Source organism: Xenorhabdus eapokensis, assembly GCF_001908105.1.
In genome coordinates this window covers 72,540-96,362 of sequence record NZ_MKGQ01000010.1, presented here as the reverse complement: position 1 = coordinate 96,362, position 23,823 = coordinate 72,540, and the positions used below count along the sequence as shown (strand labels likewise).

At 41.7% G+C, this 23,823-nt stretch carries 22 protein-coding genes and 1 other annotated feature; of the genes, 13 read left to right on the top strand and 9 right to left on the bottom strand.

The window, feature by feature from the left end; translation table 11 throughout:
- Positions 1-60: 60 nt before the first annotated feature.
- The gene (topA, locus tag Xedl_RS09300) at positions 61-2,658 is read right to left on the bottom strand and encodes a type I DNA topoisomerase (RefSeq protein ID WP_074023533.1); all 2,598 of its coding nucleotides are present in this window, start codon (positions 2,656-2,658) and stop codon (positions 61-63) included.
- Between the two features lie 481 nt (positions 2,659-3,139).
- Positions 3,140-4,186: a protease SohB gene (gene sohB, locus Xedl_RS09295; RefSeq protein ID WP_074023578.1), complete on the bottom strand. Its 1,047-nt coding sequence runs from the start codon at positions 4,184-4,186 to the stop codon at positions 3,140-3,142.
- 202 nt (positions 4,187-4,388) lie between these two features.
- Between sohB and Xedl_RS09290 the strand changes: the two genes are divergently transcribed.
- Together Xedl_RS09290 and cobO are read left to right on the top strand one after the other, a co-directional pair.
- A complete protein-coding gene (locus tag Xedl_RS09290) occupies positions 4,389-5,153 on the top strand; it encodes a YciK family oxidoreductase (RefSeq protein WP_074023532.1) in 765 nt (254 codons plus the stop codon).
- Positions 5,153-5,749: a cob(I)yrinic acid a,c-diamide adenosyltransferase gene (cobO, locus tag Xedl_RS09285; protein WP_074023531.1), complete on the top strand. Its 597-nt coding sequence runs from the start codon at positions 5,153-5,155 to the stop codon at positions 5,747-5,749. The genes Xedl_RS09290 and cobO overlap by 1 nt, the downstream gene beginning before the upstream one ends.
- 68 nt (positions 5,750-5,817) lie before the next feature.
- Here the strand turns inward: cobO and rluB are convergent, their stop codons facing one another.
- The 3 genes from rluB to rnm all read right to left on the bottom strand — a co-directional run bounded on the left by rluB (position 5,818) and on the right by rnm (position 8,334).
- Complete coding sequence (gene rluB / locus Xedl_RS09280; protein ID WP_074023530.1) at positions 5,818-6,741, bottom strand: 23S rRNA pseudouridine(2605) synthase RluB; 924 nt, start codon at positions 6,739-6,741, stop codon at positions 5,818-5,820.
- Between the two features lie 81 nt (positions 6,742-6,822).
- Positions 6,823-7,443 carry an L-threonylcarbamoyladenylate synthase gene (locus tag Xedl_RS09275; RefSeq protein WP_074023529.1) on the bottom strand — a complete coding sequence of 207 codons (621 nt, stop codon included), beginning with the start codon at positions 7,441-7,443 and terminating at the stop codon, positions 6,823-6,825.
- A gap of 18 nt (positions 7,444-7,461) precedes the next feature.
- Complete coding sequence (gene rnm / locus Xedl_RS09270; RefSeq protein ID WP_074023528.1) at positions 7,462-8,334, bottom strand: RNase RNM; 873 nt, start codon at positions 8,332-8,334, stop codon at positions 7,462-7,464.
- Positions 8,335-8,619: 285 nt separating this feature from the next.
- Positions 8,620-8,720 (top strand) — a sequence feature (Trp leader region).
- 33 nt (positions 8,721-8,753) lie between these two features.
- Here rnm and Xedl_RS09265 point away from each other — a divergent pair.
- The 6 genes from Xedl_RS09265 to trpA all read left to right on the top strand — a co-directional run bounded on the left by Xedl_RS09265 (position 8,754) and on the right by trpA (position 15,347).
- Positions 8,754-10,313: an anthranilate synthase component 1 gene (locus tag Xedl_RS09265; RefSeq protein WP_074023527.1), complete on the top strand. Its 1,560-nt coding sequence runs from the start codon at positions 8,754-8,756 to the stop codon at positions 10,311-10,313.
- Complete coding sequence (locus tag Xedl_RS09260) at positions 10,313-10,891, top strand: glutamine amidotransferase-related protein (protein WP_074023526.1); 579 nt, start codon at positions 10,313-10,315, stop codon at positions 10,889-10,891. The genes Xedl_RS09265 and Xedl_RS09260 overlap by 1 nt, the downstream gene beginning before the upstream one ends.
- Positions 10,892-10,955: 64 nt before the next feature.
- Positions 10,956-11,960: an anthranilate phosphoribosyltransferase gene (trpD, locus tag Xedl_RS09255; RefSeq protein ID WP_074023525.1), complete on the top strand. Its 1,005-nt coding sequence runs from the start codon at positions 10,956-10,958 to the stop codon at positions 11,958-11,960.
- Positions 11,957-13,321 (top strand): bifunctional indole-3-glycerol-phosphate synthase TrpC/phosphoribosylanthranilate isomerase TrpF, encoded by a 1,365-nt coding sequence (gene trpCF / locus Xedl_RS09250; protein WP_074023524.1) that lies wholly within the window; start codon positions 11,957-11,959, stop codon positions 13,319-13,321. The genes trpD and trpCF overlap by 4 nt, the downstream gene beginning before the upstream one ends.
- Before the next feature lie 29 nt (positions 13,322-13,350).
- On the top strand, positions 13,351-14,541 hold the full coding sequence (gene trpB / locus Xedl_RS09245) for a tryptophan synthase subunit beta (RefSeq protein WP_074023523.1): 1,191 nt from the start codon (positions 13,351-13,353) through the stop codon (positions 14,539-14,541).
- Positions 14,541-15,347, top strand: a complete 807-nt coding sequence (gene trpA / locus Xedl_RS09240; protein WP_074023522.1) for a tryptophan synthase subunit alpha — start codon at positions 14,541-14,543, stop codon at positions 15,345-15,347. Before trpB ends, trpA begins: the two co-directional genes overlap by 1 nt.
- A 78-nt stretch (positions 15,348-15,425) precedes the next feature.
- Here the strand turns inward: trpA and ompW are convergent, their stop codons facing one another.
- Complete coding sequence (gene ompW, locus Xedl_RS09235; RefSeq protein WP_074023521.1) at positions 15,426-16,067, bottom strand: outer membrane protein OmpW; 642 nt, start codon at positions 16,065-16,067, stop codon at positions 15,426-15,428.
- 477 nt (positions 16,068-16,544) lie between these two features.
- Here ompW and Xedl_RS09230 point away from each other — a divergent pair, with 477 nt between their 5' ends.
- Complete coding sequence (locus Xedl_RS09230; protein WP_074023520.1) at positions 16,545-17,300, top strand: YciC family protein; 756 nt, start codon at positions 16,545-16,547, stop codon at positions 17,298-17,300.
- Positions 17,301-17,380: 80 nt separating this feature from the next.
- On the opposite strand, the gene Xedl_RS09225 is transcribed toward Xedl_RS09230, so the two are convergent.
- Complete coding sequence (locus Xedl_RS09225) at positions 17,381-19,087, bottom strand: SulP family inorganic anion transporter (protein ID WP_074023519.1); 1,707 nt, start codon at positions 19,085-19,087, stop codon at positions 17,381-17,383.
- 227 nt (positions 19,088-19,314) lie between these two features.
- On the opposite strand from Xedl_RS09225, the gene Xedl_RS09220 reads away from it, so the two are divergent.
- From Xedl_RS09220 to Xedl_RS09205, 4 genes are all read left to right on the top strand, one after another.
- Positions 19,315-19,851: a septation protein A gene (locus tag Xedl_RS09220; RefSeq protein WP_074023518.1), complete on the top strand. Its 537-nt coding sequence runs from the start codon at positions 19,315-19,317 to the stop codon at positions 19,849-19,851.
- Between the two features lie 76 nt (positions 19,852-19,927).
- Positions 19,928-20,359, top strand: coding sequence for an acyl-CoA thioester hydrolase YciA (gene yciA, locus Xedl_RS09215; RefSeq protein ID WP_074023577.1), 432 nt, complete (start codon positions 19,928-19,930; stop codon positions 20,357-20,359).
- Positions 20,360-20,675: 316 nt separating this feature from the next.
- Entirely contained in the window at positions 20,676-21,746 is a 1,071-nt protein-coding gene (locus tag Xedl_RS09210) for a hypothetical protein (RefSeq protein WP_074023517.1), read from the top strand.
- Positions 21,747-21,767: 21 nt separating this feature from the next.
- Positions 21,768-22,274 carry a hypothetical protein gene (locus tag Xedl_RS09205; RefSeq protein ID WP_074023516.1) on the top strand — a complete coding sequence of 169 codons (507 nt, stop codon included), beginning with the start codon at positions 21,768-21,770 and terminating at the stop codon, positions 22,272-22,274.
- A 441-nt stretch (positions 22,275-22,715) separates the two neighbouring features.
- Here the strand turns inward: Xedl_RS09205 and tonB are convergent, their stop codons facing one another.
- Together tonB and Xedl_RS09190 are read right to left on the bottom strand one after the other, a co-directional pair.
- On the bottom strand, positions 22,716-23,399 hold the full coding sequence (tonB, locus tag Xedl_RS09195; RefSeq protein ID WP_074023514.1) for a TonB system transport protein TonB: 684 nt from the start codon (positions 23,397-23,399) through the stop codon (positions 22,716-22,718).
- 204 nt (positions 23,400-23,603) lie between these two features.
- A complete protein-coding gene (locus Xedl_RS09190) occupies positions 23,604-23,783 on the bottom strand; it encodes a YciY family protein (protein WP_074023513.1) in 180 nt (59 codons plus the stop codon).
- Positions 23,784-23,823: the final 40 nt, after the last annotated feature.

Sequence of the window (23,823 nt, the reverse complement as noted above, 5' to 3'; positions counted from 1 at the left end):
TTTCTATGAATTATACCCAATAAATGAGGATATAATGCACAAATTCATCTTAAAGATCGATTACTTTTCTTTCACAACCCAAGTTCCTTCAACAAAAAATGTGGCCCATCCGGTAGCTTTGCCATTTTTCTCTGACGAAACGTATTGCTGTTTAGTTTTACGGCTAAAACGGACAACTGTTTTATTCCCTTCCGGATCAGTAATCGGCGCTTCCGCTAAGTAACGCAATTTCTCCGGTAAACGATCTTTGAACCGAACAAGCTCTTCAACCAATGGCGCTCGCGTTTCACGAGATTTAGGGAAAGTGTTGGCCGCCAAAAATACACCCGCCGCACCATCACGCAGAACAAAGTAGGCATCCGATTTTTCACACGCCAGCTCAGGTAACGGAACCGGATCTTCTTTCGGTGGCGCCACTTCCCCATTACGCAAAATTTTACGGGTATTTTTACATTCTTCGTTTGTACAACCCATGTATTTACCAAAACGCCCCATTTTAAGGTGCATTTCTGAACCACACTTATCACACTCAACTATCGGACCATCATAGCCCTTAATGCGGAATTCGCCTTCTTCAACTTCATAACCATCACACTCTGGGTTACTACCACACACGTGCAATTTACGCTGGGTATCAATCAAATAACTGTCCATCGCTGTACCACATTTTTTACAACGACGACGGGCACGCAATGCATTGGTTTCAGCATCATCCCCTTCCAGGATATTTAGGATTTCATTTTCCGGGATAAGGTTAATCGTCTGTTTGCATCGCTCCTTAGGGGATAACGCATAACCAGAGCAGCCAAGAAATACCCCGGTGGTCGCAGTACGAATTCCCATTGGGCGGCTACAGGTCGGACACTCAATTGAGGTAATCACCATCGGGTTCGGGCGCATGCCACCTTCATCTGGCTCTTTGCTGGCTACATCGAGCTGCTCACTGAAATTAGAGAAAAATTCGTCCAGAACGCCTTTCCAATTCGCATCATTATTGGCTACATGATCGAGCTGGTCTTCCATTCTTGCCGTAAAATCATAGTTCATTAATTCGTTGAAGTTTTCTTCCAAACGATCATTAACAATTTCACCCATTTTCTCTGCGTAGAACCGCCGATTCTCAACGCGAACATAACCACGCTCTTGAATAGTTGAGATAATTGATGCATAAGTCGATGGACGACCAATTCCGCGTTTTTCCAACTCTTTGACCAAGGATGCTTCGCTAAAACGTGCAGGTGGTTTTGTAAAGTGCTGGCTTGGTATCAACTGTTGTAAATCAAGCTCTGTGCCCACTTCCACCACCGGCAAAGTATTATCTTCATCTCCTTTGCGCAACGTCGGCATGACTTTTGTCCAACCATCAAAACGCAGAGTACGGCCTTTGGCACGTAACTCAAAATCACCCGCTTGCACGATCAATGTCGTGGAATCATATTTCGCAGGTGTCATCTGACAAGCAATGAACTGACGCCAGATAAGCTGATACAATTTTTGTGCATCAGTTTCCATATCTTTCAATTCTTCTGCCATGACATTAACATCAGAAGGGCGAATCGCCTCATGGGCTTCCTGAGAGTTTTCCTTGCTGCTGTAAACATTAACACTCTTAGGCAAGTACTTATCACCAAAATGGTGACTGATATAACCCCTAACCATTTCCAACGCGTCCTGACTCAAATTAGTCGAGTCGGTACGCATATAAGTGATATACCCAGCTTCATATAAGCGTTGTGCCATCATCATGGTTTTCTTAACCCCAAACCCAAGCCGAGTACTTGCAGCTTGTTGTAATGTTGAGGTAATGAATGGTGCACTCGGCTTACTGGATGTCGGACGATCTTCACGCTCAATGACTTTGTATCTCGCTTTTTCAAGCAAAGATACTGCCGATTGCGTTTGTTGCGCATTTACGGGCTTAAATGGTTTTCCCTTCTCATGAGTCACTTCCATATGGAGGGCAGTATTATCTTGCGCCATTAAATCCGCGTGCAATTGCCAATATTCTTCCGGTACAAATGCCTTAATTTCCCGTTCCCGCTCAACCACCAGGCGAACTGCGACAGATTGCACCCGTCCAGCGGATAACCCTCTGGCAACTTTTTTCCACAGTAGCGGAGAAACCATGTAACCTACCACGCGATCCATAAAACGACGCGCCTGCTGGGCATTCACACGATCAAGATTCAATTCACCAGGATTATCAAAAGCCTGTGTGATTGCATTTTTGGTAATTTCATTGAATACAACCCGACTGAAACGGGAATCATCCCCACCAATCACTTCCCGCAGGTGCCATGCAATAGCCTCCCCCTCGCGGTCAAGATCCGTTGCAAGGTAGATATGATCAGCTTTTTCAGCCAGCGTTTTCAGCTCTGCAACAACTTTTTCTTTGCCTGGCAAAATTTGATAATTGGCTTCCCAATCATGATAAGGATCGACGCCCATACGAATTATCAGCGCCGTTTTCTCATCTTTTTTTACTTTCTTTTTATTCTTATCGGTAGATGAGCTTGAACTCTTTTGACTCGCTGTTCCACTCGTTGGCAAATCACGGATATGACCTATACTGGATTTTACAACGTAGTCATTCCCCAGATATTTATTGATTGTTTTGGCTTTTGCCGGGGATTCCACTATAACAAGAGCTTTAGCCATAGTTACCTTTACCTAATTATCTTCTTTTCAGATGGCGAAAATCACGGTGTTATGTTGCGATATATAAAATAAAACCTCTTTTTATATTGCGATAGATTTGCAAGATATCAACTAATTTTTATCTTGTACTTTTGCTTAAGCGCAAAACCCTTTGAAATATTTAGGGTATTTTATATACCTACACAAACCCTGCAATTGTATGTTTTAACAGTTGTAAACAAAAACTTCCATCTGCATGACGAAAAGCCCACACTCTACCTGATAAAAAACGATGCGCAACAACTTATTTTTTGCAGAAGCACAATAAATGAAAACTGAAACCATGCCCATTGAGCGAGAACAGTCACTGAAAAAAGCAAATGAAATCATTAAGACACCTGAAAATCTTTATCAAAAAAATATGCGGGCAACAAAGGTTACATAAATCTCCTCTATTTACCCGCATAATATCTGCGACGGTTCTTAATAGCTGATTTTTCCGTTACAGCAAAGGTTTTTCCCCTCTTTGCCACCAACGCATAAACAATTTGTCAACGTTCTCCATCGCACTCCCCATCAAACGGTCTATCGCACGTTTACGGCGATAATAGCTGACGCTGATCACTTCGCAATTTTCAATTTTTTCAATCAGGAAATCATCACTGACCCCCACATCGTCAATCAGCCCATTCTCTTTTGCTTGGGTACCGTACCAATACTCACCAGTCGCTACGTTTTCCACATCCAAAGATGGGCGATATTGATGGATAAATGATTTGAATAATTTATGCGTTTCATTCAAATCTTCCTGAAATTTCTTGCGTCCCTGTTCAGTATTTTCCCCCAGAACAGTCAGGGTTCGTTTATATTCACCCGCAGTATGCAACTCAACATCAATATCATTTTTCTTCAATAATTTATGAATATTGGGTATTTGAGCCACAACGCCAATGGAACCAATAATGGCAAACGGCGCAGCAATAATACGATCCGCCACACAAGCCATCATGTATCCACCACTCGCAGCTACTTTATCCACGGCGATTGTCAGGCGTATCCCTTTCTGTCGCAAACGAACCAATTGAGAGGCTGCCAGTCCATATCCATGAACTACACCACCAGGGCTTTCCAAACGCAGCAAAACTTCATCTTGTTTGTCAGCTACAGCCAGTATTGCACTGATCTCTTCGCGGAGTGACTCCACTTCACGGGCATCCATACTGCCTTTAAAGTCCAGAACATAAAGGTTGGGCTTATGGGTGCCTTTCTGTCCAGTTTTGGCTTCCCCTTTTTTCTGTTTAGCGTCACTTTTCTGCTGTTTTTTAAATGTTTTTTGCCAAATTTTTTGTTCTGCTTCACTCATTCGCGCCTGCTGCATTTGGCGCTGTCTTTCCTTGTATGACTTACCAAGGTTAGTCAGTTTCAATTCCCCTTTGTGCATTGTTTTACGTACGCCTAATCCGATAGAAACGACTACCAAAATGACAATAGCCAAGACCACCGTGAGCACTTTGGCTAAGAATAATCCGTAGAGAGACAAATATTCCACAGCTCCACCTTTATTAATTGATGAACAATATATTTGTTTCATTCTAACTAAAAACCAAATGCCTTGCCCTAACAGTTTGTTCAATCTGGTCTCAATTGGAATGCTAATTTTTGCTAATTTTTTGTCAATTAGTGCAAATTCGACGGGAACCATCCTAAAATGGCAAATCATAGATTCACCAATAATACAGGAAAATTGGCCGATGTTTGATTACCAACCCCATAGTCATCTGCTACAACAAAAAATTATTTTAATAACCGGTGCTGGCGATGGCATTGGGCGCGAAGCCGCGCTGACTTATGCCCGCCACGGTGCACAAGTTATTTTGCTGGGACGTACTACCGCAAAACTGGAAGCAGTCAGGCAGCAAATAGCAAACAATGGCGGTTTACCTGCTGACATTTATACGATGGATCTGCTGACAGTGACCGCAGAAGAATGCCAAACTTTCGCCAACGATCTGGCACAGCGCTATTCACATTTAGATGGTGTTTTGCACAACGCAGGACTCCTTGGGGCAGTTTCCCCTATCGTCGAACAACCTGTTCAACTTTGGCACGAAGTCATGCAAGTCAATGTCAATGCCACTTTTATGCTGACTCAGGCATTACTTCCCCTATTATTAAAATCCACCAGCGGTTCTTTGGTTTTCACCAGCTCCAGTGTCGGCCGTGAAGGCAGAAGTGGTTGGGGAGCATATGCTGTTTCCAAATTTGCTACAGAAGGCCTAATGCAAGTTTTAGCACAAGAATATCGGGAGACGTCCCTGCGGATTAACTGCATCAATCCCGGCGGAACACGTACCAACATGCGAGCAAGTGCCTTTCCTGATGAAAACACCGCTAAGTTAAAGACACCAGCGGATATTATGCCCGTCTATCTTTATCTAATGGGAGATGACAGCCGCCATGATTCCGGCATCAGTTTTGATGCCCAACCCGGACGCAAAGCGGGACCTGCTGAATAATGACCAGAGATAACAGCCAGTACCAGAAAAGGCAACAACGCCTGAAAGAAAAAGTCGATGCCCGTATTGAAGCAGCACAGCAAGAACGGGGGATTGTCATTGTGTTCACAGGAAACGGTAAAGGAAAAACGACCGCCGCATTTGGCACCGTTATTCGTGCGATCGGACATGGACAACGTGCTGGTGTTATCCAATTCATTAAAGGAACATGGGAAAGCGGTGAAAGAAACTTACTGATACAGCAAGGTGTTGAATTTCATGTGATGGCAACAGGATTCACATGGGAGACCCAAAATCGCGAATCAGACACAGCAGCTTGCCAAACGGCCTGGAAACAGGCTGTAGCCATGTTATCTGATCCTTCACTACACCTGGTGGTACTGGATGAATTAACCTATATGGTTAATTACGGTTATTTAGAACTGACCGATGTTCTGACTGCCCTCAAACAGCGCCCTGCTCATCAAAGTGTGATTATCACTGGCAGAGGATGCCATCGAGAATTACTGGAATATGCCGATACGATTACGGAAATGCGTCCGGTAAAACATGCGTTTAATGCCGGAATCAAAGCACAAAAAGGCATTGATTGGTAAATAGAACCGCTGTTTCAATATCGATTTAGATCAATGCTGATATAGGTTGAAACAGCGGTTTAAGTGTATTAACGACCTTTAGATGTCGTCTTCTTTCCTGCATTCTGGCGAGAACTGCTTGCAGGACGTTTCCCCGCCGGACGAGATGCTACCTGAGTATGTCGTCTTACCGCACGACGGATCTGATTAGCCTTAACGCGGCGTTGATCGCGTCCAACAGCGACTTTGGTCACAATCTCTTCATCCAACTCAACCAACTGACGTAAATAGTTAGTCTGTTCCAATCCTAATTCAACCCAGCCACCACGCGGCAAACCTTTCGGCAGATCGATATCGCCATAACGCACACGGATCAGGCGGCTGACCTGCACACCAACCGCTTCCCACAAGCGTCTGACCTCGCGATTACGGCCTTCTGTCAAAGTGACGTTGTACCATTGGTTGATACCTTCACCACCTTTAAACGCAATAGTCTTAAACGAGGCAGGGCCATCTTCCAGTTGTACACCTTGGGTCAGTTGACGAAGTTTTGCATTATCTACTTCACCAAACACACGAACTGCGTATTCACGCTCAACTTCACGGCTTGGATGCATTAAACGATTAGCCAGTTCCCCATCGGTAGTAAACAGCAACAACCCACTGGTATTGATATCCAGACGCCCTACGGCAATCCAGCGTGCACCTTGCATTTTGGGTAAACGATCAAATACGGTCGGGCGGCCTTCTGGATCATGGCGGGTACACAATTCACCTTCCGGTTTGTAATAAGCCAAAACTCGGCAAACTGTTTTCTGTGGCTCTTTGATATTTAAAATCCGTCCATCCAGACGAATTTTTATTGCGGGATTAACTTCGATTCGATCACCCAACGTTGCGATCTTACCATCAACGCTAATGCGCCCTTGTTGGATATACCCCTCGATTTCGCGACGGGAACCATGACCAGAACGCGCGAGAACTTTTTGTAACTTTTCTGTTTTATCGCTCATTGAGCAACCTCTATTGTCGCCTTCACAGGCGTCGTAATACTAAATAAAAATTGAATCGTATACTTAAAAAAATCGTACACTTTATAAAAAAGGTGTTACATCACCTTCGCCTTCACGAAGAACTACCGGTGAATCCCCAGTTAAATCCACTACCGTCGTCGGTTGCTGCCCAAGATAACCACCGTGAATGATTAAATCAACTTGTTTACCCAAGGTATCCTTAATCTCTTCAGGATCAGATTCAGCAAAATCATTTCCGGGCAAAATCAAGCTACATGACATCAGTGGTTCACACATCCCTTCCAGTAGTGCCAATGCAATAGGATTAGAAGGAACACGCAGGCCAATAGTCTTACGTTTTTCATTCATCAAACGACGCGGCACTTCTTTTGTCGCCTGTAAAATAAAAGTGTAATTACCTGGTGTGTTATTTTTGATCAACCTGAACGCCTGATTATCTACATGGGCATAAGTGGCTATTTCAGACAAATCGCGACACATCAACGTAAAATTGTGGCGTCCTTCCAACTGACGAATACGGCATATACGGGTCATAGCATCCTTATTTTCAAGGCAACAACCGATGGCGTAACCTGAATCAGTAGGATAGATGACAACTCCGCCCTTTTTCAGTGCATCCACACTCTGGTCAATAAGACGAGATTGTGGATTGTCAGGGTGGATATAAAAAAACTGGCTCATACAATAACCTCTATACTTCTATGTAGTCCCAAGCCGTGACCAGTCGTGCCATATCGGTACAACATCACCAGGTAACCACAAATTGCGCCCAAGTTCTATCCATGAACAAGGTTGGTGAAAATCCGATCCTAATGATACTTTCAACCCATATTCTCTTGCCAGTTGACCAAGTTGTTGTCTTTCATTAGGGGCTTGCTGGCACTGTGCAACTTCCATTGCATCACCACCATGGTGTTTAAACCAAACAATTAGCCGTTTTAGCCACTTCATCGACAAATTATACCTGCCAGGATGGGCAATCACGGCTTGTCCCCCTGCCTGATGAATGGTTTCAATAGCCTGCTCAATGGTACACCATTGCGGTGGGACATAACCGGTTTTTCCCCTTACCAGATATTTTTTAAATACTTTCGGGATAGTCGGTTCAACGCCCGCTTCTACCAGATAACGGGCAAAATGGCCACGCGTGACTTGTCCACCATTGGCTAATCTAGATGCACCTTCCCAAGCATCGGTAATGCCTGCTTTAGCTAATCGTTGCCCCATTTCAATACCACGCTGTTTCCTCAAATCAACCTGATTTGCTAAAAACTTCCTTAAGGAAAGAGAATTGATATCAATATTTAAGCCAACGATATGAATTTCCAGATTTTGCCATAATGTCGAAATTTCAACGCCGGAGATTAACGTTAATGGCAAATTATTTTGCTGAATATGGTTTAAAGCCGACGGAATACCGTCCGTTGTATCATGATCAGTGATTGCCAGCACATCAATGCCCATGGCAATGGCTCTATCCACGAGCTGCTCAGGTAACAAAACGCCATCTGAAGCGGTTGTATGGCTATGCAAATCATAGCGTTTTGTCATTTCACTGGCGGCTTCAATCATTGTTTTTTACCTGTTTTTTGGGTGGAGAAACAAAGGCACTATCTATCAAATGATATGAAGCGCAAGGCGGCAATGATAACACATGAGTGAAGTTTAAGGGGCGAGTTTGTTGAAGCTAATGATAATGAATATGGATTACAGACATAAAAAAAGCATTGACAAGCAAATCGCGAACCAGTTTACTAGTACACAGGTTAGTTAAAATTCTCTTTAGAAAAATTTATTAAAAACCATTAAACAGATAAGGCACTCGACATGAGCGTATTTATGCAAGCTAAGCAATCAAGGCGTTGGTGGCACAACTTCCCAGTCAGGGCGGTTGGCTCGCGCACATAAGTATAGATACGCAAGTGCCAAAACCCGCCCTAAAAGGCGGGTTTTTTTATGAATGAATAAAGAATTAGAAATGGGGTATGAAGATGACTGGCAAAGAATTTAATATCTCTATAAATCAGGTGGATACTTTCTATCAAACAGATCCAACATTGATTTTTCATCAACTTTGTAATAATCGCCCAGCAACGTTATTGCTGGATTCTGCTGAAATTCACAGTAAAAAGAATCTCAAAAGCATTTTGATCATTGATAGCGCTATGCGCATTACTGCCAATGAACGTCAAGTTACTTTTGAAGCACTCACTGAAAATGGTCAAAACCTGATCCCGATACTCGCTAATTTACTTTCAGACAAAGCCCAATTAGATATAGAACCAAAGGTTATGCACGCGCAGTTCCCTGCTATTGAGCACAATTTGGACGAAGACAGCCGGCTAAAATCCGATTCCGTTTTTGACGCATTGCGTGCCCTGACAGCATTAGCATCCTTCTCAGAATCTCCCGATGCCATTTTTGTTGGTGGATTATTTGCTTACGATCTAGTCGCTGGATTTGAACCATTACCTACAGTAAAAAATCACCAACGCTGCCCTGATTTCTGTTTTTATCTCGCAGAGACGTTATTAGTGATCGATCATCAAGATAAACATTCACGTCTGCAAATTTCATTGTTTGGCGAATCCGATTCGGAAAAAAAACGTCTTAAAGCACGTTTAGCCACCTTAGTTTCAACTATTTCAACCCCACTTCAGCCACTTTTGCCTGTCACACTGCCCGATATAACTGTTGGCTGTAATCAAAGCGATGAGCAATACGCGAATATCGTGCACCAATTACAGCAATTTATCCGTCAGGGGGATGTTTTTCAGGTAGTTCCATCACGTCGTTTCACCTTGCCATGTCCTTCTCCGCTGAATGCTTATCATGTATTGAAAAAACAAAATCCAAGCCCTTATATGTTTTTTATGCAAGATCAGGATTTTTGCCTGTTTGGCGCCTCACCAGAAAGTGCTCTTAAATATGATGCCAGCAACCGCCAAATCGAAATTTATCCGATAGCCGGTACTCGACCTCGTGGGCGCGATAACAATGGAGAACTGGATGCTGATCTTGATAGCCGAATTGAGCTGGAAATGCGTATGGATGCTAAAGAGATGTCTGAGCATGTCATGTTAGTTGATTTGGCTCGCAACGATTTAGCCCGTATCTGTGAACCAGGCAGTCGATATGTTGCCGATTTAACCAAAGTCGATCGCTATTCATTTGTTATGCATCTGGTTTCCCGTGTTATCGGTACTCTCCGCCATGATTTAGATGTCTTCCATGCCTATCAAGCCTGTATGAATATGGGCACATTGACGGGAGCCCCTAAAGTTCGGGCTATGCAACTCATCGCAGAACATGAAGGAGAACGGCGTGGCAGTTATGGTGGAGCCGTTGGTTACTTCACTGGCAAGGGGGATTTTGATACCTGCATAGTGATCCGTTCTGCCTATGTGGAAAACGACCAAGCTACTATTCAAGTTGGAGTAGGTGTGGTGCTGGACTCCATTCCTCAGTCAGAAGTCGATGAAACTCACAGTAAAGCCAGAGCTGTTATTCGCGCAATTGCACAAGCACATCATGTGGAGGTGGCATTCTGATGGCTAATATTCTTTTACTCGATAATGTTGACTCCTTCACATACAACCTCGTGGATCAACTGCGTACTCATGGTCACCATGTCGTTGTTTACCGCAATACCGTGTCAGCAGACATTATTATTACCAAACTTAATGAGATGGAATCGCCTCTTTTAATGTTATCTCCTGGTCCAGGGAAACCCTCAGAGGCAGGTTGTATGCCTGAATTACTCAAGCAAGTGATAAGCCAGATCCCAATAATCGGAATTTGTCTTGGACATCAGGCGATTATTGAAGCTTATGGCGGAAAAATCTCTGCTGCTCAGGAAATTCTGCATGGCAAGGCAACACCCGCTATCCATGATGGGAAAGATATGTTTTCCGGCCTGCCAAATCCTTTATCTGTTGCTCGTTACCATTCTCTTGCCGCTGTGCAGGCTCCGGCAGCACTGACTGTCTCTGCTTCATGTGGCGATATCGTGATGGCTGTACGCCATGATGAGCACAAGGTTTGTGGTTTTCAGTTCCATCCCGAATCTATTTTGACTACACGAGGTGCCAAGCTGCTTGAACAAACTCTGGCTTGGGCATTGAGCTGACGATTTAAAGGTTGTGAGTTTAAGGGTATCGAATTAAAGACACTAAACTTGAAGGGATGGGAAAATGCAGTTGATTTTTGACAAATTATTCAGTGCTCAGGCACTGACACAACAAGAAAGCCAACAGTTATTCACTGCCATTATTCATGGTGAGCTGAGCGATATACAACTGGCAGCGATATTAATTAGCCTGAAGCTACGGGGCGAACAACCACAAGAAATTGCGGGCGCAGCCCAGGCGTTCCTGGCAAATGCAGCCCCCTTTCCTCGCCCTGATTACACGTTTTGTGATATCGTCGGCACAGGTGGCGACGGTTCCAATAGCATCAACATTTCAACAGCCAGCGCCTTTATTGCGGCTGCCTGTGGCCTTAAGGTAGCAAAACATGGCAATCGCAGTATTTCCAGTCGGTCTGGATCATCCGATTTATTAGCCGCATTCGGCATTGCATTGGACGCCCAAGCTGAAGAATCACGCAGTGCCTTAGATGAAATTGGCGTCTGTTTTCTGTTCGCTCCTCAATATCACTGTGGATTCCGTCATGCGGTGCAAGTTCGCCAACAACTAAAAACCCGGACATTATTTAATGTGCTTGGCCCGTTGATCAATCCGGCGCGTCCTCCAGTATCTCTCATCGGAGTCTATAGTCCTGAACTAGTTGAACCCATAGCCCACACCTTACATACTTTGGGTTATCAACGTGCTGCCGTTGTACACAGCGGAGGAATGGACGAAGTTGCCTTACATGCACCAACCTATGTTGCAGAACTTAATCACGGTGAAATTAGCCAATATCAGTTAACAGCAACAAATTTTGGTTTGCCAAGCCATCCCATATCTTCACTGAAAGGTGGATCACCTGAAGAAAACCGCCACATGTTGGCAATGTTATTGCAAGGTCATGGAAGCCAAGCCCATGCTCATGCTGTAGCAGCCAATGTGGCTCTGTTAATGAAGATCCACGGGCAAGAAGATTTACGGGAAAATACTCAATTGGCACTCTACACTATTTACAGCGGCCAGGCTTATAAAAAAGTAACAGCATTGGCAGCAAGGACTAGATCATGAAAACCAGCGTATTACAGAAAATTGTTGACGATAAAGCGGCATATCTGATTACCCGTAAGGCAGAACAACCGCTGGAGAGTTTTATTGATGCTGTTGTTCCAAGTCATCGTCGGTTTTATCAGGCATTAACCCATAAGCAAACCGTTTTTATTTTGGAATGCAAAAAGGCATCGCCTTCAAAGGGTTTGATTCGTGAAAATTTCGATCCCGTTCATATTGCTAAAACTTATCAACCTTATGCTGCTGCAATCTCTGTCTTGACCGATGAAAAATACTTTCAGGGCAGTTATGATTTTCTGGCAATGGTCAGTTCTGCTGTACATCAACCTGTTTTGTGCAAAGATTTTATTATTGATGCCTATCAGATTTACCTCGCCCGTTATTATCAGGCTGATGCTATTTTACTTATGCTTTCCGTCCTTGATGATGATACGTATCGTCAATTGTCTGCATTGGCACACAGTCTTGCGATGGGTGTACTGACTGAAGTCAGCAATGAGGATGAGCGGCAACGGGCAATTAAATTAGGAGCAAAAGTTATTGGTATCAATAATCGGGATCTCCGTGATTTATCCATTGATTTAGAGCGAACCCGTAAACTGTCTGTTGGTTTACCTGAAGACACTATCGTCATCAGCGAATCCGGTATCCACCAGCATCGCCAGGTGCGGGAATTAAGTCAATTTGCCGATGGTTTTCTTATTGGTAGTGCTTTAATGGCACAACAAAATTTAGATCTCGCTTTACGCCGCCTGATTTTGGGTGATAACAAAGTTTGTGGCCTGACTCGCCCACAGGATGCGAAAGTTGCATTGCAAATGGGTGCCGTTTACGGTGGTTTAATTTTTGCCGAAAAATCACCGCGCAAAATCAGCCTGCAAAAAGCGCAACAAATTATCAATGAAGCCCCTCTTCTATATGTTGGCGTGTTTCAAAATCAAGCCATTGATTTTGTCAGTAATATCGCCCGTAAGCTTTCGCTCACCGCAGTTCAACTGCACGGAGATGAAGATGAAAACTACATTAACACCCTACGCTCGGTACTACCTGAACATTGTGAAATTTGGAAAGCCATCAATATGTCTAATGCTGTAGAAGTTTCCGCAATACCTCATGTTGATCACTTATTGTTGGATAACGGAGCAGGAGGAACAGGAAAATCCTTTGACTGGCAGTTAATCAACCCATTAATTCAACATAACAGTTTTCTGGCTGGTGGCCTGAATGCTGAAAACTGTCAACTGGCAGCAACATTTGGCTGTTATGGACTGGATTTTAATTCAGGAGTTGAAGTGTCTCCGGGTATCAAAAGCAACCAGAAAATCAAGCAGGTATTTCAACAATTGCGCTGTTATCACTAATTTTCAGATAGAAATGGATGAGTAGAACAATGAGTAAATTAAATCCTTATTTTGGCGACTTTGGTGGGCAATTCGTGCCACAAATTTTGATCCCCGCGCTTAACCAATTAGAAGAAGCCTTTACTGAAGCACAGAGAGATCCTGAATTTCAGCATACATTTCAGGATCTCTTGAAAAACTATGCTGGCAGACCCACTGCCTTAACGCTGTGTCAAAACCTGACCAAAGGGACAAAAACACGTTTGTACCTGAAACGTGAAGATTTGCTCCACGGCGGTGCTCACAAAACCAATCAGGTTTTAGGACAAGCATTGTTGGCAAAACGCATGGGAAAGCATGAAATCATTGCTGAAACAGGTGCTGGTCAACATGGCGTCGCAACTGCCCTGGCTTGTGCGCTATTGGGGCTGAGATGCCGCATTTATATGGGAGCAAAAGATATTGAACGCCAATCACCCAATGTTTTTCGCATGCGTTTGATGGGTGCAGAGGTGATCCCTGTCCACAGCGGCTCGGCAACCTTGAAAGATGCTTGTAACGAAGCAATGCGTGACTGGTCAGGTTGCTATGAAAAAGCACACTATCTATTGGGTACTGCCGCTGGCCCTCACCCATATCCGACAATGGTACGAGAATTCCAACGTATGATTGGCGAAGAAGCCAAAGCGCAAATTCTGGAAAAAGAGGGCCGTCTGCCTGATGCCGTTATCGCCTGTATTGGTGGTGGTTCAAATGCCATCGGTTTGTTTGCAGAATTTATTCCAGAAAATGATGTCCGTTTGATCGGTGTCGAACCTGCGGGGCATGGTATTGAAACTGGAAAGCATGGTGCCCCACTGAAACACGGAAAATTGGGAATTTACTTTGGCATGAAAGCGCCAATTATGCAGACAGATGACGGGCAGATTGAAGAATCTTATTCTATTTCGGCGGGTCTGGATTTTCCTTCCGTTGGCCCACAACACGCTTATTTAAATAGCATCGGCAGAGCCGATTATGTTTCAATCACTGATAATGAAGCCCTGGATGCCTTCCAAAAACTCTCACGTAATGAAGGTATTATTCCGGCATTAGAATCCTCTCATGCGTTGGCTTATGCCTTGAAAATGATCCACGAAGCTCCAGATAAAGAACAATTATTAATTGTCAATTTATCTGGCCGTGGTGACAAAGACATCTTTACCGTTCACGATATTTTAAAATCCAGGGGGGAAATCTGATGGGACGTTACGAACAACTTTTTAAAAAGCTGCAAAACCAAAATCAAGGCGCTTTTGTTCCTTTTGTCACCCTTGGCGATCCTGATCCTGAACTATCGTTGGAAATTATTGATACTTTAATTGCAGGTGGTGCTGATGCGCTTGAATTGGGTATTCCGTTCTCAGATCCCCTTGCTGACGGCCCAACTATCCAAAATGCCAATTTGCGGGCGTTATCATCCAAGGTCACTCCCACAGTATGTTTCGACCTGCTAACTAAAATTCGGGCTAAACACCCTGATATCCCCATTGGCCTGTTGGTTTACGCTAATCTCGTCTTTCACAATGGAATTGATGAGTTTTACCATCGCTGCAAAAATGCGGGTGTCGATTCCGTACTTGTCGCTGATGTGCCATTATCCGAATCATCGCCTTTCCGTTCAGTCGCCATCAAGCATAATATTGCCCCGATCTTTATTTGCCCCCCTAATGCAGATGATGATTTACTACGTGAAATTGCCTCATTTGGACGGGGATATACCTATCTGCTATCAAGAGCGGGAGTAACGGGTAGTGAAAATCGCGCTACACAGCCACTTAATCATATTGTCAACAAGCTCAAAGAATATCATGCAGCCCCTGCTCTACAAGGTTTTGGCATTTCAGAACCAGAACAGGTGATGAGCGCTCTCAATGGCGGGGCGGCGGGGGCAATTTCGGGTTCAGCCATTGTAAAAATCATTGAAGATAACTTGCATCACCCCAAAATCATGCTGGAAAAATTAATAAATTTCGTTCGTGCCATGAAAAACGCGACACAGTTATAAGCACGCTATCAAAAAATGGGGCAATTACGCCCCATTGGTTCTCTCTTATGTCAAAGTCAAACAAACACGTAGCTTTAGTTAGAAACTATAACCAACACCGAACATAAAGACCCACGGATCAAGACGAGTTTTATATTTTTGATCTGCATCACCCACTTTGAATTTCACATCAGTTTCAATATTCATCCACCAAAGCGAAGTATTCAGCATCCAGTTTTTGTTCAGTTGATAATCCAGGCCAACCTGCCCAGCGATACCCCAAGAATCTTTCAGATCCAGGCTATTTAATTTAGCGCTCTTTACAGTTTCATTATTAGTAAATTTTTCGCTAAAGAATGTAGTGTAGTTAACACCAATTCCAACATAAGGACGAAATTCATTTTCTGAAGAGCCAAAATAATATTGTGCCATTAGCGTTGGTGGTAAATGTTTAACTTCAGCGATTTCACCCGCTTTCGGTAAACTGACTTTATGCTGAAATGGTGTTGCTGCCAATAACTCGATACCAATATTATCAGTAATCATGTAACCAAAAGTTAAACCCAACTGAGTATTATTATTGACACCAAAAGATCCCAATCCTAATACATTATCAGAACCCGCATGCGGCCTTACCGTTGCTGTACCTGTACGAAACAGGAAATCACCTGCTTCATGGGCAAAAGTCAATGACGGGGCTAACGTAGCAGCAGCCAATACAAGCGCAGAAATCTTCTTCATTATCCATCCCATTTATGTGGTTTTAAAACAGTCCGAAATATACCCGTTTGTTTACTATTGTGATCTAAGACAGATCACATATTTTAAATATTTTTGGCGAAGTAAAGTATTTACTGTTTTATTATTTCATTTATTGGATATTTTAAATTGATCCAAATCAAGATTCTCTGTGTATTAATTTTAATCCCACCCATGATTTATATCCTTAAGTCAACTTTTGAATGAATAACAATAAATAATAATATATTAAGAGCCTTTATTTAATATTCCAGTTTCTCATAAATTTATTAACACAAAGTTAATGACATGATCATTTTTATAAAATCTACCATGAAGGGGCTTGGCAAAGAAAAATGCTTACCCCCACAGCCTCAAGATACAGGATCAAGCACTGGAGTAAATCTTAGGTATCCAATAATCCTCCCAACAAGGTACAATTGTGTCCTATTGTTGTTTTATTTGATAGGAGCCACTTTCATGCCCATCACGGCAAATACCCTGTATCGTGACAGCATCAACTTTTTGAAGAATCAATGGTTGAATATTGTCATCCTCTCTGTCTTGGCCGCGTTGGTGACAACACTGCTGGGGCATTTACTTATGCCGAATGATGAACAGCTCAATTTATTAGCTGAATTGCAAAATATAGTCAAAGAGTCAGGCAATACCGGGATCCAACGTTTCGTGATGCAATTAACACCAGATGAGCAGTTCATGTTAATGCGCACAATGTTTGGAGTTTTATTTACCAATATATTTGGTAATACCCTATTAACAGCCAGTACGCTGGTACTCATTAATGCCATCTCTAACGGTCAAAAAGCGAATGCTATTCATGCCAGTACATTATCAATAACACGATTACCTAATATGTTCTTGCTAATGTTTATCTGTACCCTGTTGGTTCAAATCGGCTACGCTTTAATGATCTTGCCAGGTGTACTGTTTTCTATTGCGTTCTCGCTGGCCCCTATTTTCTTGTTTGAAAAAGGCAAAAGTGTTTTTGCAGCTATGCAAAATAGTTGGAAGTTGGCATTTGGTCATATGCGCTTGTTGATCCCAGCGATACTGTTATGGCTTGTCGCCAAGTTAGTCCTGGCTCTTGTATTGACAAAAATGCCCGATATTCTGCTATCAGTGCTGGATAATTTCTTATCATCCCTGTTACTGATTTACCTATTCCGCTTGTATATGTTGGTCAGACCACAAAATAAAACCATAAACGGTATCTAATAATCACTTAATAATCAGTAGTTAAAAGAGTTCACCTCACTGTAATGCAGCGAGGTGAACTGGCGGGAAATGAAACACAGTTACTTTTCCTGCTTTTCCTCTACTTGCTGCTTACTTTGGATTAAACGAATAGCAAAATAGAGATCCGGCACAACGATCAAATCTTCATCGCTGCGACTCAGTTTGTTCTGTTTAATCCAGCGATTCAGCTCTGTTCTGCGCCCTGCCAAGACTAATGTCACACCTTGTTCTTTTAATTCTGTGATTAACTCATCCAATACGGCAAAAACACTGACATCATCGTAGGTAAAACTGACCGTCGCATCGACCACTAACCACACAGGCATATTTGCAGCACTGTTCACATGCTGTAAGACCCGTTTTTTGAAATATCCGACGTTAAAATAGGTGAGAGGAGAGTTAAAGCGGTACATCATAATACCATCAAAAGGTTTGATATCATTATGCTTATGGATAGAACGAACCATACCTTGGTCATTCACACCCAGCAACTGATCCGAAGGCCGAAAAACTATCCGCAAAAATTGCAATAATCCCAATAAAACAGCAAAACCGATACCATCGATCACTCCCACCAGCAAAACGGCGATTAACGTAAAAATTGACAGAGTAAAAGCCTGGCGATTACGTTTTCGATAAGACCAAAGATTTTTTAAACTCAATAAAGACCAGGTGGAAAAGATTAAAACAATACCCAGCGATGACAGCGGGATATACACCAGAAATTCTGTCATAAACAGCAATACCAGCAAGATGGCACAAGCCGCTATAACCGACACTATTTGCGTTTTACCACCAAGCGCATCATTAACCGCAGTACGACTACCGGCAGCACTAACAGCAAAACCTTGTGATAATGACGAAGCAATATTGGCGATCCCCAATGCCCTAAGTTCTAGATCTACATCGACTTGATAGCCATTTTTACTGGCAAAACTACGAGCCGTCATCATAAAACTGACGAAACTGATCAGCGCCAAGTTAATGGAAGGAACAACTAAATCACGTATGATACCGGGTTCAAATTCGGGTACAGGAACAATAGGCAAACCGCTCCCCATACTACCCACAATCTGAATACCAAATTGGCTGAGTTCAAATTGCCAACTGATATAAGTCGATATCACCATTGCCACCAGTGGCGCAGGCCAACTCGGACGGAAGAAATGTACACTAAGCAGTACCAGCAGCGTCATTACTGACATCCCTACCGTCGGCCAGTGAGATTCTAATAATTTACGGGGAAGTGCAATCAATCGTTCAATCAATTCCACAGGTAACCCAGACAGCCCAAAAACTTTAGCCAACTGATCAGCCATAATGGTAATCGCAACGCCGTTAATAAAGCCTTTCAAAATGGGACGAGATATAAAATCAGCAAAGGCGCCCAGCCGAAAATGGCTAGCCAAAATACACCAAAATCCTGTCATGAACGTCATCACTATGGCAAGTTGCCAACGAACATGCTCATTCCCCAATGCCAGCGGTGTAACAGCAGCAGCAATAACAGCACAAGTTGCAGCATCTGGCCCAACAATCAACTGCCGCGAAGTACCGAACAGTGCATAGGCAAGCATCGGTAAAATACAGGCATATAAACCAATAATGGCGCTAATTCCCATTAATTCAGCATAAGCAATTGCAACGGGCAGCGCTACTGCGGCAACAGAGAGACCCGATCGCATATCATGACTGAAATATTCTCTACGATAATGATAAATATTTCTCAAGCCTGGCATCCAGCGATGTAATCTTTCCCACAACATAGCTTTTATATCCTTTGGTGAAAATGGAACCTAATTATAATGCGTTGCTAAATGGAAACTCACAAACTTCCCCTCTCCCACACTTAGCTCGTCGTTCATTGTGATAACATTACCCAAACAAATGAAAAATGTTTTTACCTGATAAATAAACCATTTCATTGAGATCTGATACACTTTGGCTCAAATTCAAAAACATGCCATCATTGACTTCACAATGGGTTCAATTTATGAAACAACTTTTAGATTTTTTGCCACTCGTCGTTTTCTTCGTCGTCTACAAAATGTACGACATTTTTTATGCATCTGGCGCTTTGATTGCAGCAACAGGATTAGCTGTTGTTATTACTTATCTAATTTATCGTAGAGTTGAGAAATCCTCCTTAATTACATTTGTTATGGTTGCGGTTTTCGGCACTCTGACCCTAACCTTTCACAGTGATTTATTTATCAAATGGAAAGTGACTGTAATTTATGCCATTTTTGCTGTGGTTCTACTTATCAGCCAATGGGTGATGAAAAAACCGTTAATTCAACGGATGCTAGGCAAGGAGTTGAATTTACCTGATTTTGTCTGGAACAAACTAAATATGGCTTGGGCTATCTTCTTTATCGCCTGCGCATTAGCAAATATTTATGTCGCTTTCTGGCTACCCCAGGATGTTTGGGTAAACTTTAAAGTGTTCGGGTTAACAGCATTGACACTAGTCTTTACTGTATTGAGTGTGGTATATATCTACCGTCATCTGCCTCGCGAACAAAAATAATATAATGACCTTTAATGGATACCTGCCGATGCAGCGGCAGGTATTGTTGTATTCACCAAATAAAGCAAATTTTCTAATGACACAACAACAATGCTTACCAAACGGAGAATTGGTTCTCCGTACACTGGCCATGCCTGCTGATACTAATGCCAATGGGGATATTTTCGGTGGCTGGCTGATGTCTCAAATGGATATTGGCGGTGCAATTCTGGCAAAAGAGATTGCCCTGGGGCGCGTAGTAACAGTTAGCGTAAATGGCATCAGTTTTCTGAAACCGGTTGCGGTAGGTGATGTCGTATGCTGCTATGCCCGTTGTCTCAAAACGGGAAATTCATCTATCACGATTCATATTGAGGTATGGGTGAAAAAAGTGGCTTCTGAGCCAGTCGGTCAGCGTTACCGGGCAACAGAAGCCGTTTTCACGTATGTAGCCGTTGATGAAAATAATGCTTCCCGTCCTTTGCCTGAGGATAAAAGACACTTTAAATTGGAAAGCAGTCACACTTAAAATAATATAGGGCAGATTTCTGCCCTATAACATAAGGTATAATCCCGCATCTAAACCTGCACCATTCAGGAATTAAAGGAGATCAGTAAGTTATTCAGCTTCCACCAATGGTGTTTATTGAGAATATCAATGGGTTACTTCCACCCACTATAACAACCAGAATAGAGTAACGAATGTTTATAGTTGAATAAATTGGTTGAAGTTGTATGGGAAGAGTGAGATAGAATCTCTCAACTGTAGAATATCTCCTAGACGATACACCTGAGTATATGGTAAAGAATAAAATAGTGTAATGATCTTAAGCTAAGGGATGAAAATGTCTAAAGAAACGAGAAGAAAAGTAATCCATTATAAAAGAGCAGTTATACAAAACTGTAAGTTAACTTTACAAGAAATCATTGAATCAATCATTTCAGAAAATGGATCTGCTTATAAAGTTTCTTCAAGGAGGGAAAAAATAACACCATCAGATCCAAACAGTGGATATAGACTTATTAATAAAAGTAAGAATTATAAAACCGTGCTATTCGGTCAGTTAATTCTCTTTGAACAAGGTAAAAGCCAAGCATTAATGACTATTGATGATGATGTTAGTCATTATGACATCAATGCAATAACATCACAGCAAATAAAATTAGAATCTGATGAACCTATATCTAACAAACGAAAAGAGAAGATAAAAAGGGAATTTGTTGATTCAATACTATATTTTGGGGTTTTCAAAAATCACTTTATGGTTGCACAATCAAATTCCTTAAAAATTAAAGATATAGAAAACCATTTAAATTGGTTAATAAGAAATTTCACTGATTTGTTGAATGACACTAACTTTCTTGTTCTTCAAGATAAACCGACAGAAGAAACTATTAAAAAAATAGAAAACTCTCCCGTAAAGAAAATAAGTCTGGGCAGTGTGCCTCTAACATCAAAACTTCCTGAAGTTCAAATTATAGTTGAAAATAAAACCGAATCGCCGGTGACAAGCCTAAAGAAAATTAAGAAATTGAAATTTATGCCAATTGGGAAAGGTGGCGATATCATAAAAGCTGCATTTGGTGAAGCTTGGTTTGATGATTTAAAACTTGAAGATGCTCTTGATGAAGCTAACTTACAAGTAAATATTGAAATTACTTATTTTAGAAAAACGACAAGGTCAGGACAGAAAGTATTAGATGCACTTGCAACATCGCTTAGGAATTTAGATGATGATGATATTAAAATTGAATTAAATGGATTAGGAACAATTACAGGCAAAGAATTACGGTTATCATCATCTCTAAATATACAATTCAACAATGGATTGATTGATGAAAATCATTTATACTTAGAAATGCACAAGTGGCTGATTTCTAAAATTCAGGCTGGAGAAATTGAAATCAAAAATTAATATAGTTAAGAGAGGGCTATAATGAAAACAATAACTCTTATTACAACTATTATTGTTGCTTTCTTCCTAGGGTTTTTGTTGATGTATTTTTTAACTAAAATGGCTAACTTAAATTCATCATCTACCCCCTGGATTTTAGTTACATTGTTATTATTTCCATCTAATTACTGCATTCAAGCCAGATGGAAAATAACCGAATCAAATGAGTACACTGCATTAACAAGAAATGAATTAAGAAGACTTGAACGTATAATAAATATGAAGAAACTTAGACTTACAACTTTAATAGGATTTTATATATTTTCAGCAACAGTAATAGTATTTATTTTTGTATTAATAGATAATTCACCAGAGCATTTCGAATACCTCATTTCTCTTTGTTGTGGATTGGTTTTTTCTTCATTATCATCGTTCATATATATAAAATCAGTAATGGATGAAACTCAAAGATTCAAAAGCATAATGTTACACAGAGCCGAAGAAGATAAAAAAACAAATGAACTATTAGAATCGTTAAAAAAAGATTAATTCTGTTCTGAGCCGTTCAGTTTAGGGATGTCCGTATCGATTGCAATCATGATGGCAATATAGGCTCGATAGGAATGGGTAGCATACGTTACTCCTTTAACTACCCAAGGAAATGGGTAAAGAAATATTTGCTTTGGTTTCAAAGAGCAATTCATTATTAAGAGTTATTCGCTTGTTATTAGGGAAAAATAAGTTTATTTTTTGCACATCGTTAAAGCAATATTACTTAAAGATAAGTAAATGTTAAATATGGAGAATAATAAAGTGAAAAAACTCATTCTTCTTGGCCTAGTGGCGGGCATGCATGAGAGTATGCCAAATGCCTCATCTGACGATCACGCCGCCAAACTGTTTATAATAATAACATCGAGCAGGACGGCCGGAATGCGCCGTCCTCTCATCACTCACCACACTAGTTTTAGAATATGTCAATTTAGTAAATTAGGATTGTGAAATACCCGTCGTTTTAAACTCGATAGTCGTTATATGTCCGGTAGCAGGAATTTTTTCATAACGCCATTTTCTCATCGCTTTTTTTACTTCACGTTCAAAGACATTTTTCGGATTAGCAGAAATAATTTCAATATTCTTAACTCGACCGTTTTCGTCAATATCAAATTTTACCTTTACCGTTCCCTCAGTCCCCAACTGTTGTGCTCTGGATGGGTAAGCGGGATCTGGCCTATTCAATGCCTTTGGTCCGCCTTGTAACCCAACTTTTTCACTAATAGTATGATGTTCAGGTTTTTGATCATCCAAATTTTTTGCCGTCTGAGGCTCCTGATCAGAAATAGGTTTCAGCGGTTGTTCTGAAGCTTTTTCTGTCTTCTTCTCTTTTGGCTTAACTTCTTTTTTGACAATTTTTCTCTTTTCAGGTTTAGGCTTAGGCAGAGCAATTTCTGCAATAGGTTCAGGCTCAGGAAGTGATTCAGGCACGGCAGGTTTAGAAACAGGTGCCTCTTCAGCAGCCAACTGGATCATGGCAACAGACATAAGTGTAACTTCTGCCTGTTTTCCTGGTTTAATGGCATGGAAGAGTGCCGCAGCAATAGAAATATGTAAACAAATGGAAAATAGTATCGGCCAATGTATCCAACGCATAAGAGAATTCTTGCTTAACAGCATGATAGTCAGTTTTCAGATAGGTATTAGTTTAAATGCAAATGACTATCATATTCAATAAAGATTCAAAAACATCTATCTTTAACTTGTATCTGTGGCCGCGGTGTTCGTTACAGCATATTTTGAACTACCATCCAAAACAGCGCTGTTACCAACCACTGTGAACGGGTTTGCCACGGATCTATCCATCAATTTAAGGGATTAAAATTAAATCCACTCTATGTTTTGGATAAATAGAATCGATCTGCGGCGCTTATAGGCATCTGCCTTACGCAATGCATATATTCGTAAATTACGACGTGACTGCCCTTCTAACCAACGACGGCGACGACAGATACTTTGGCGGAGCATTCTCCACCGCCCGACTTCTCTTCTACTGTGTTTCATAAATATTCCAGGATAGCTCTCTCATTAAATGAATAACCAT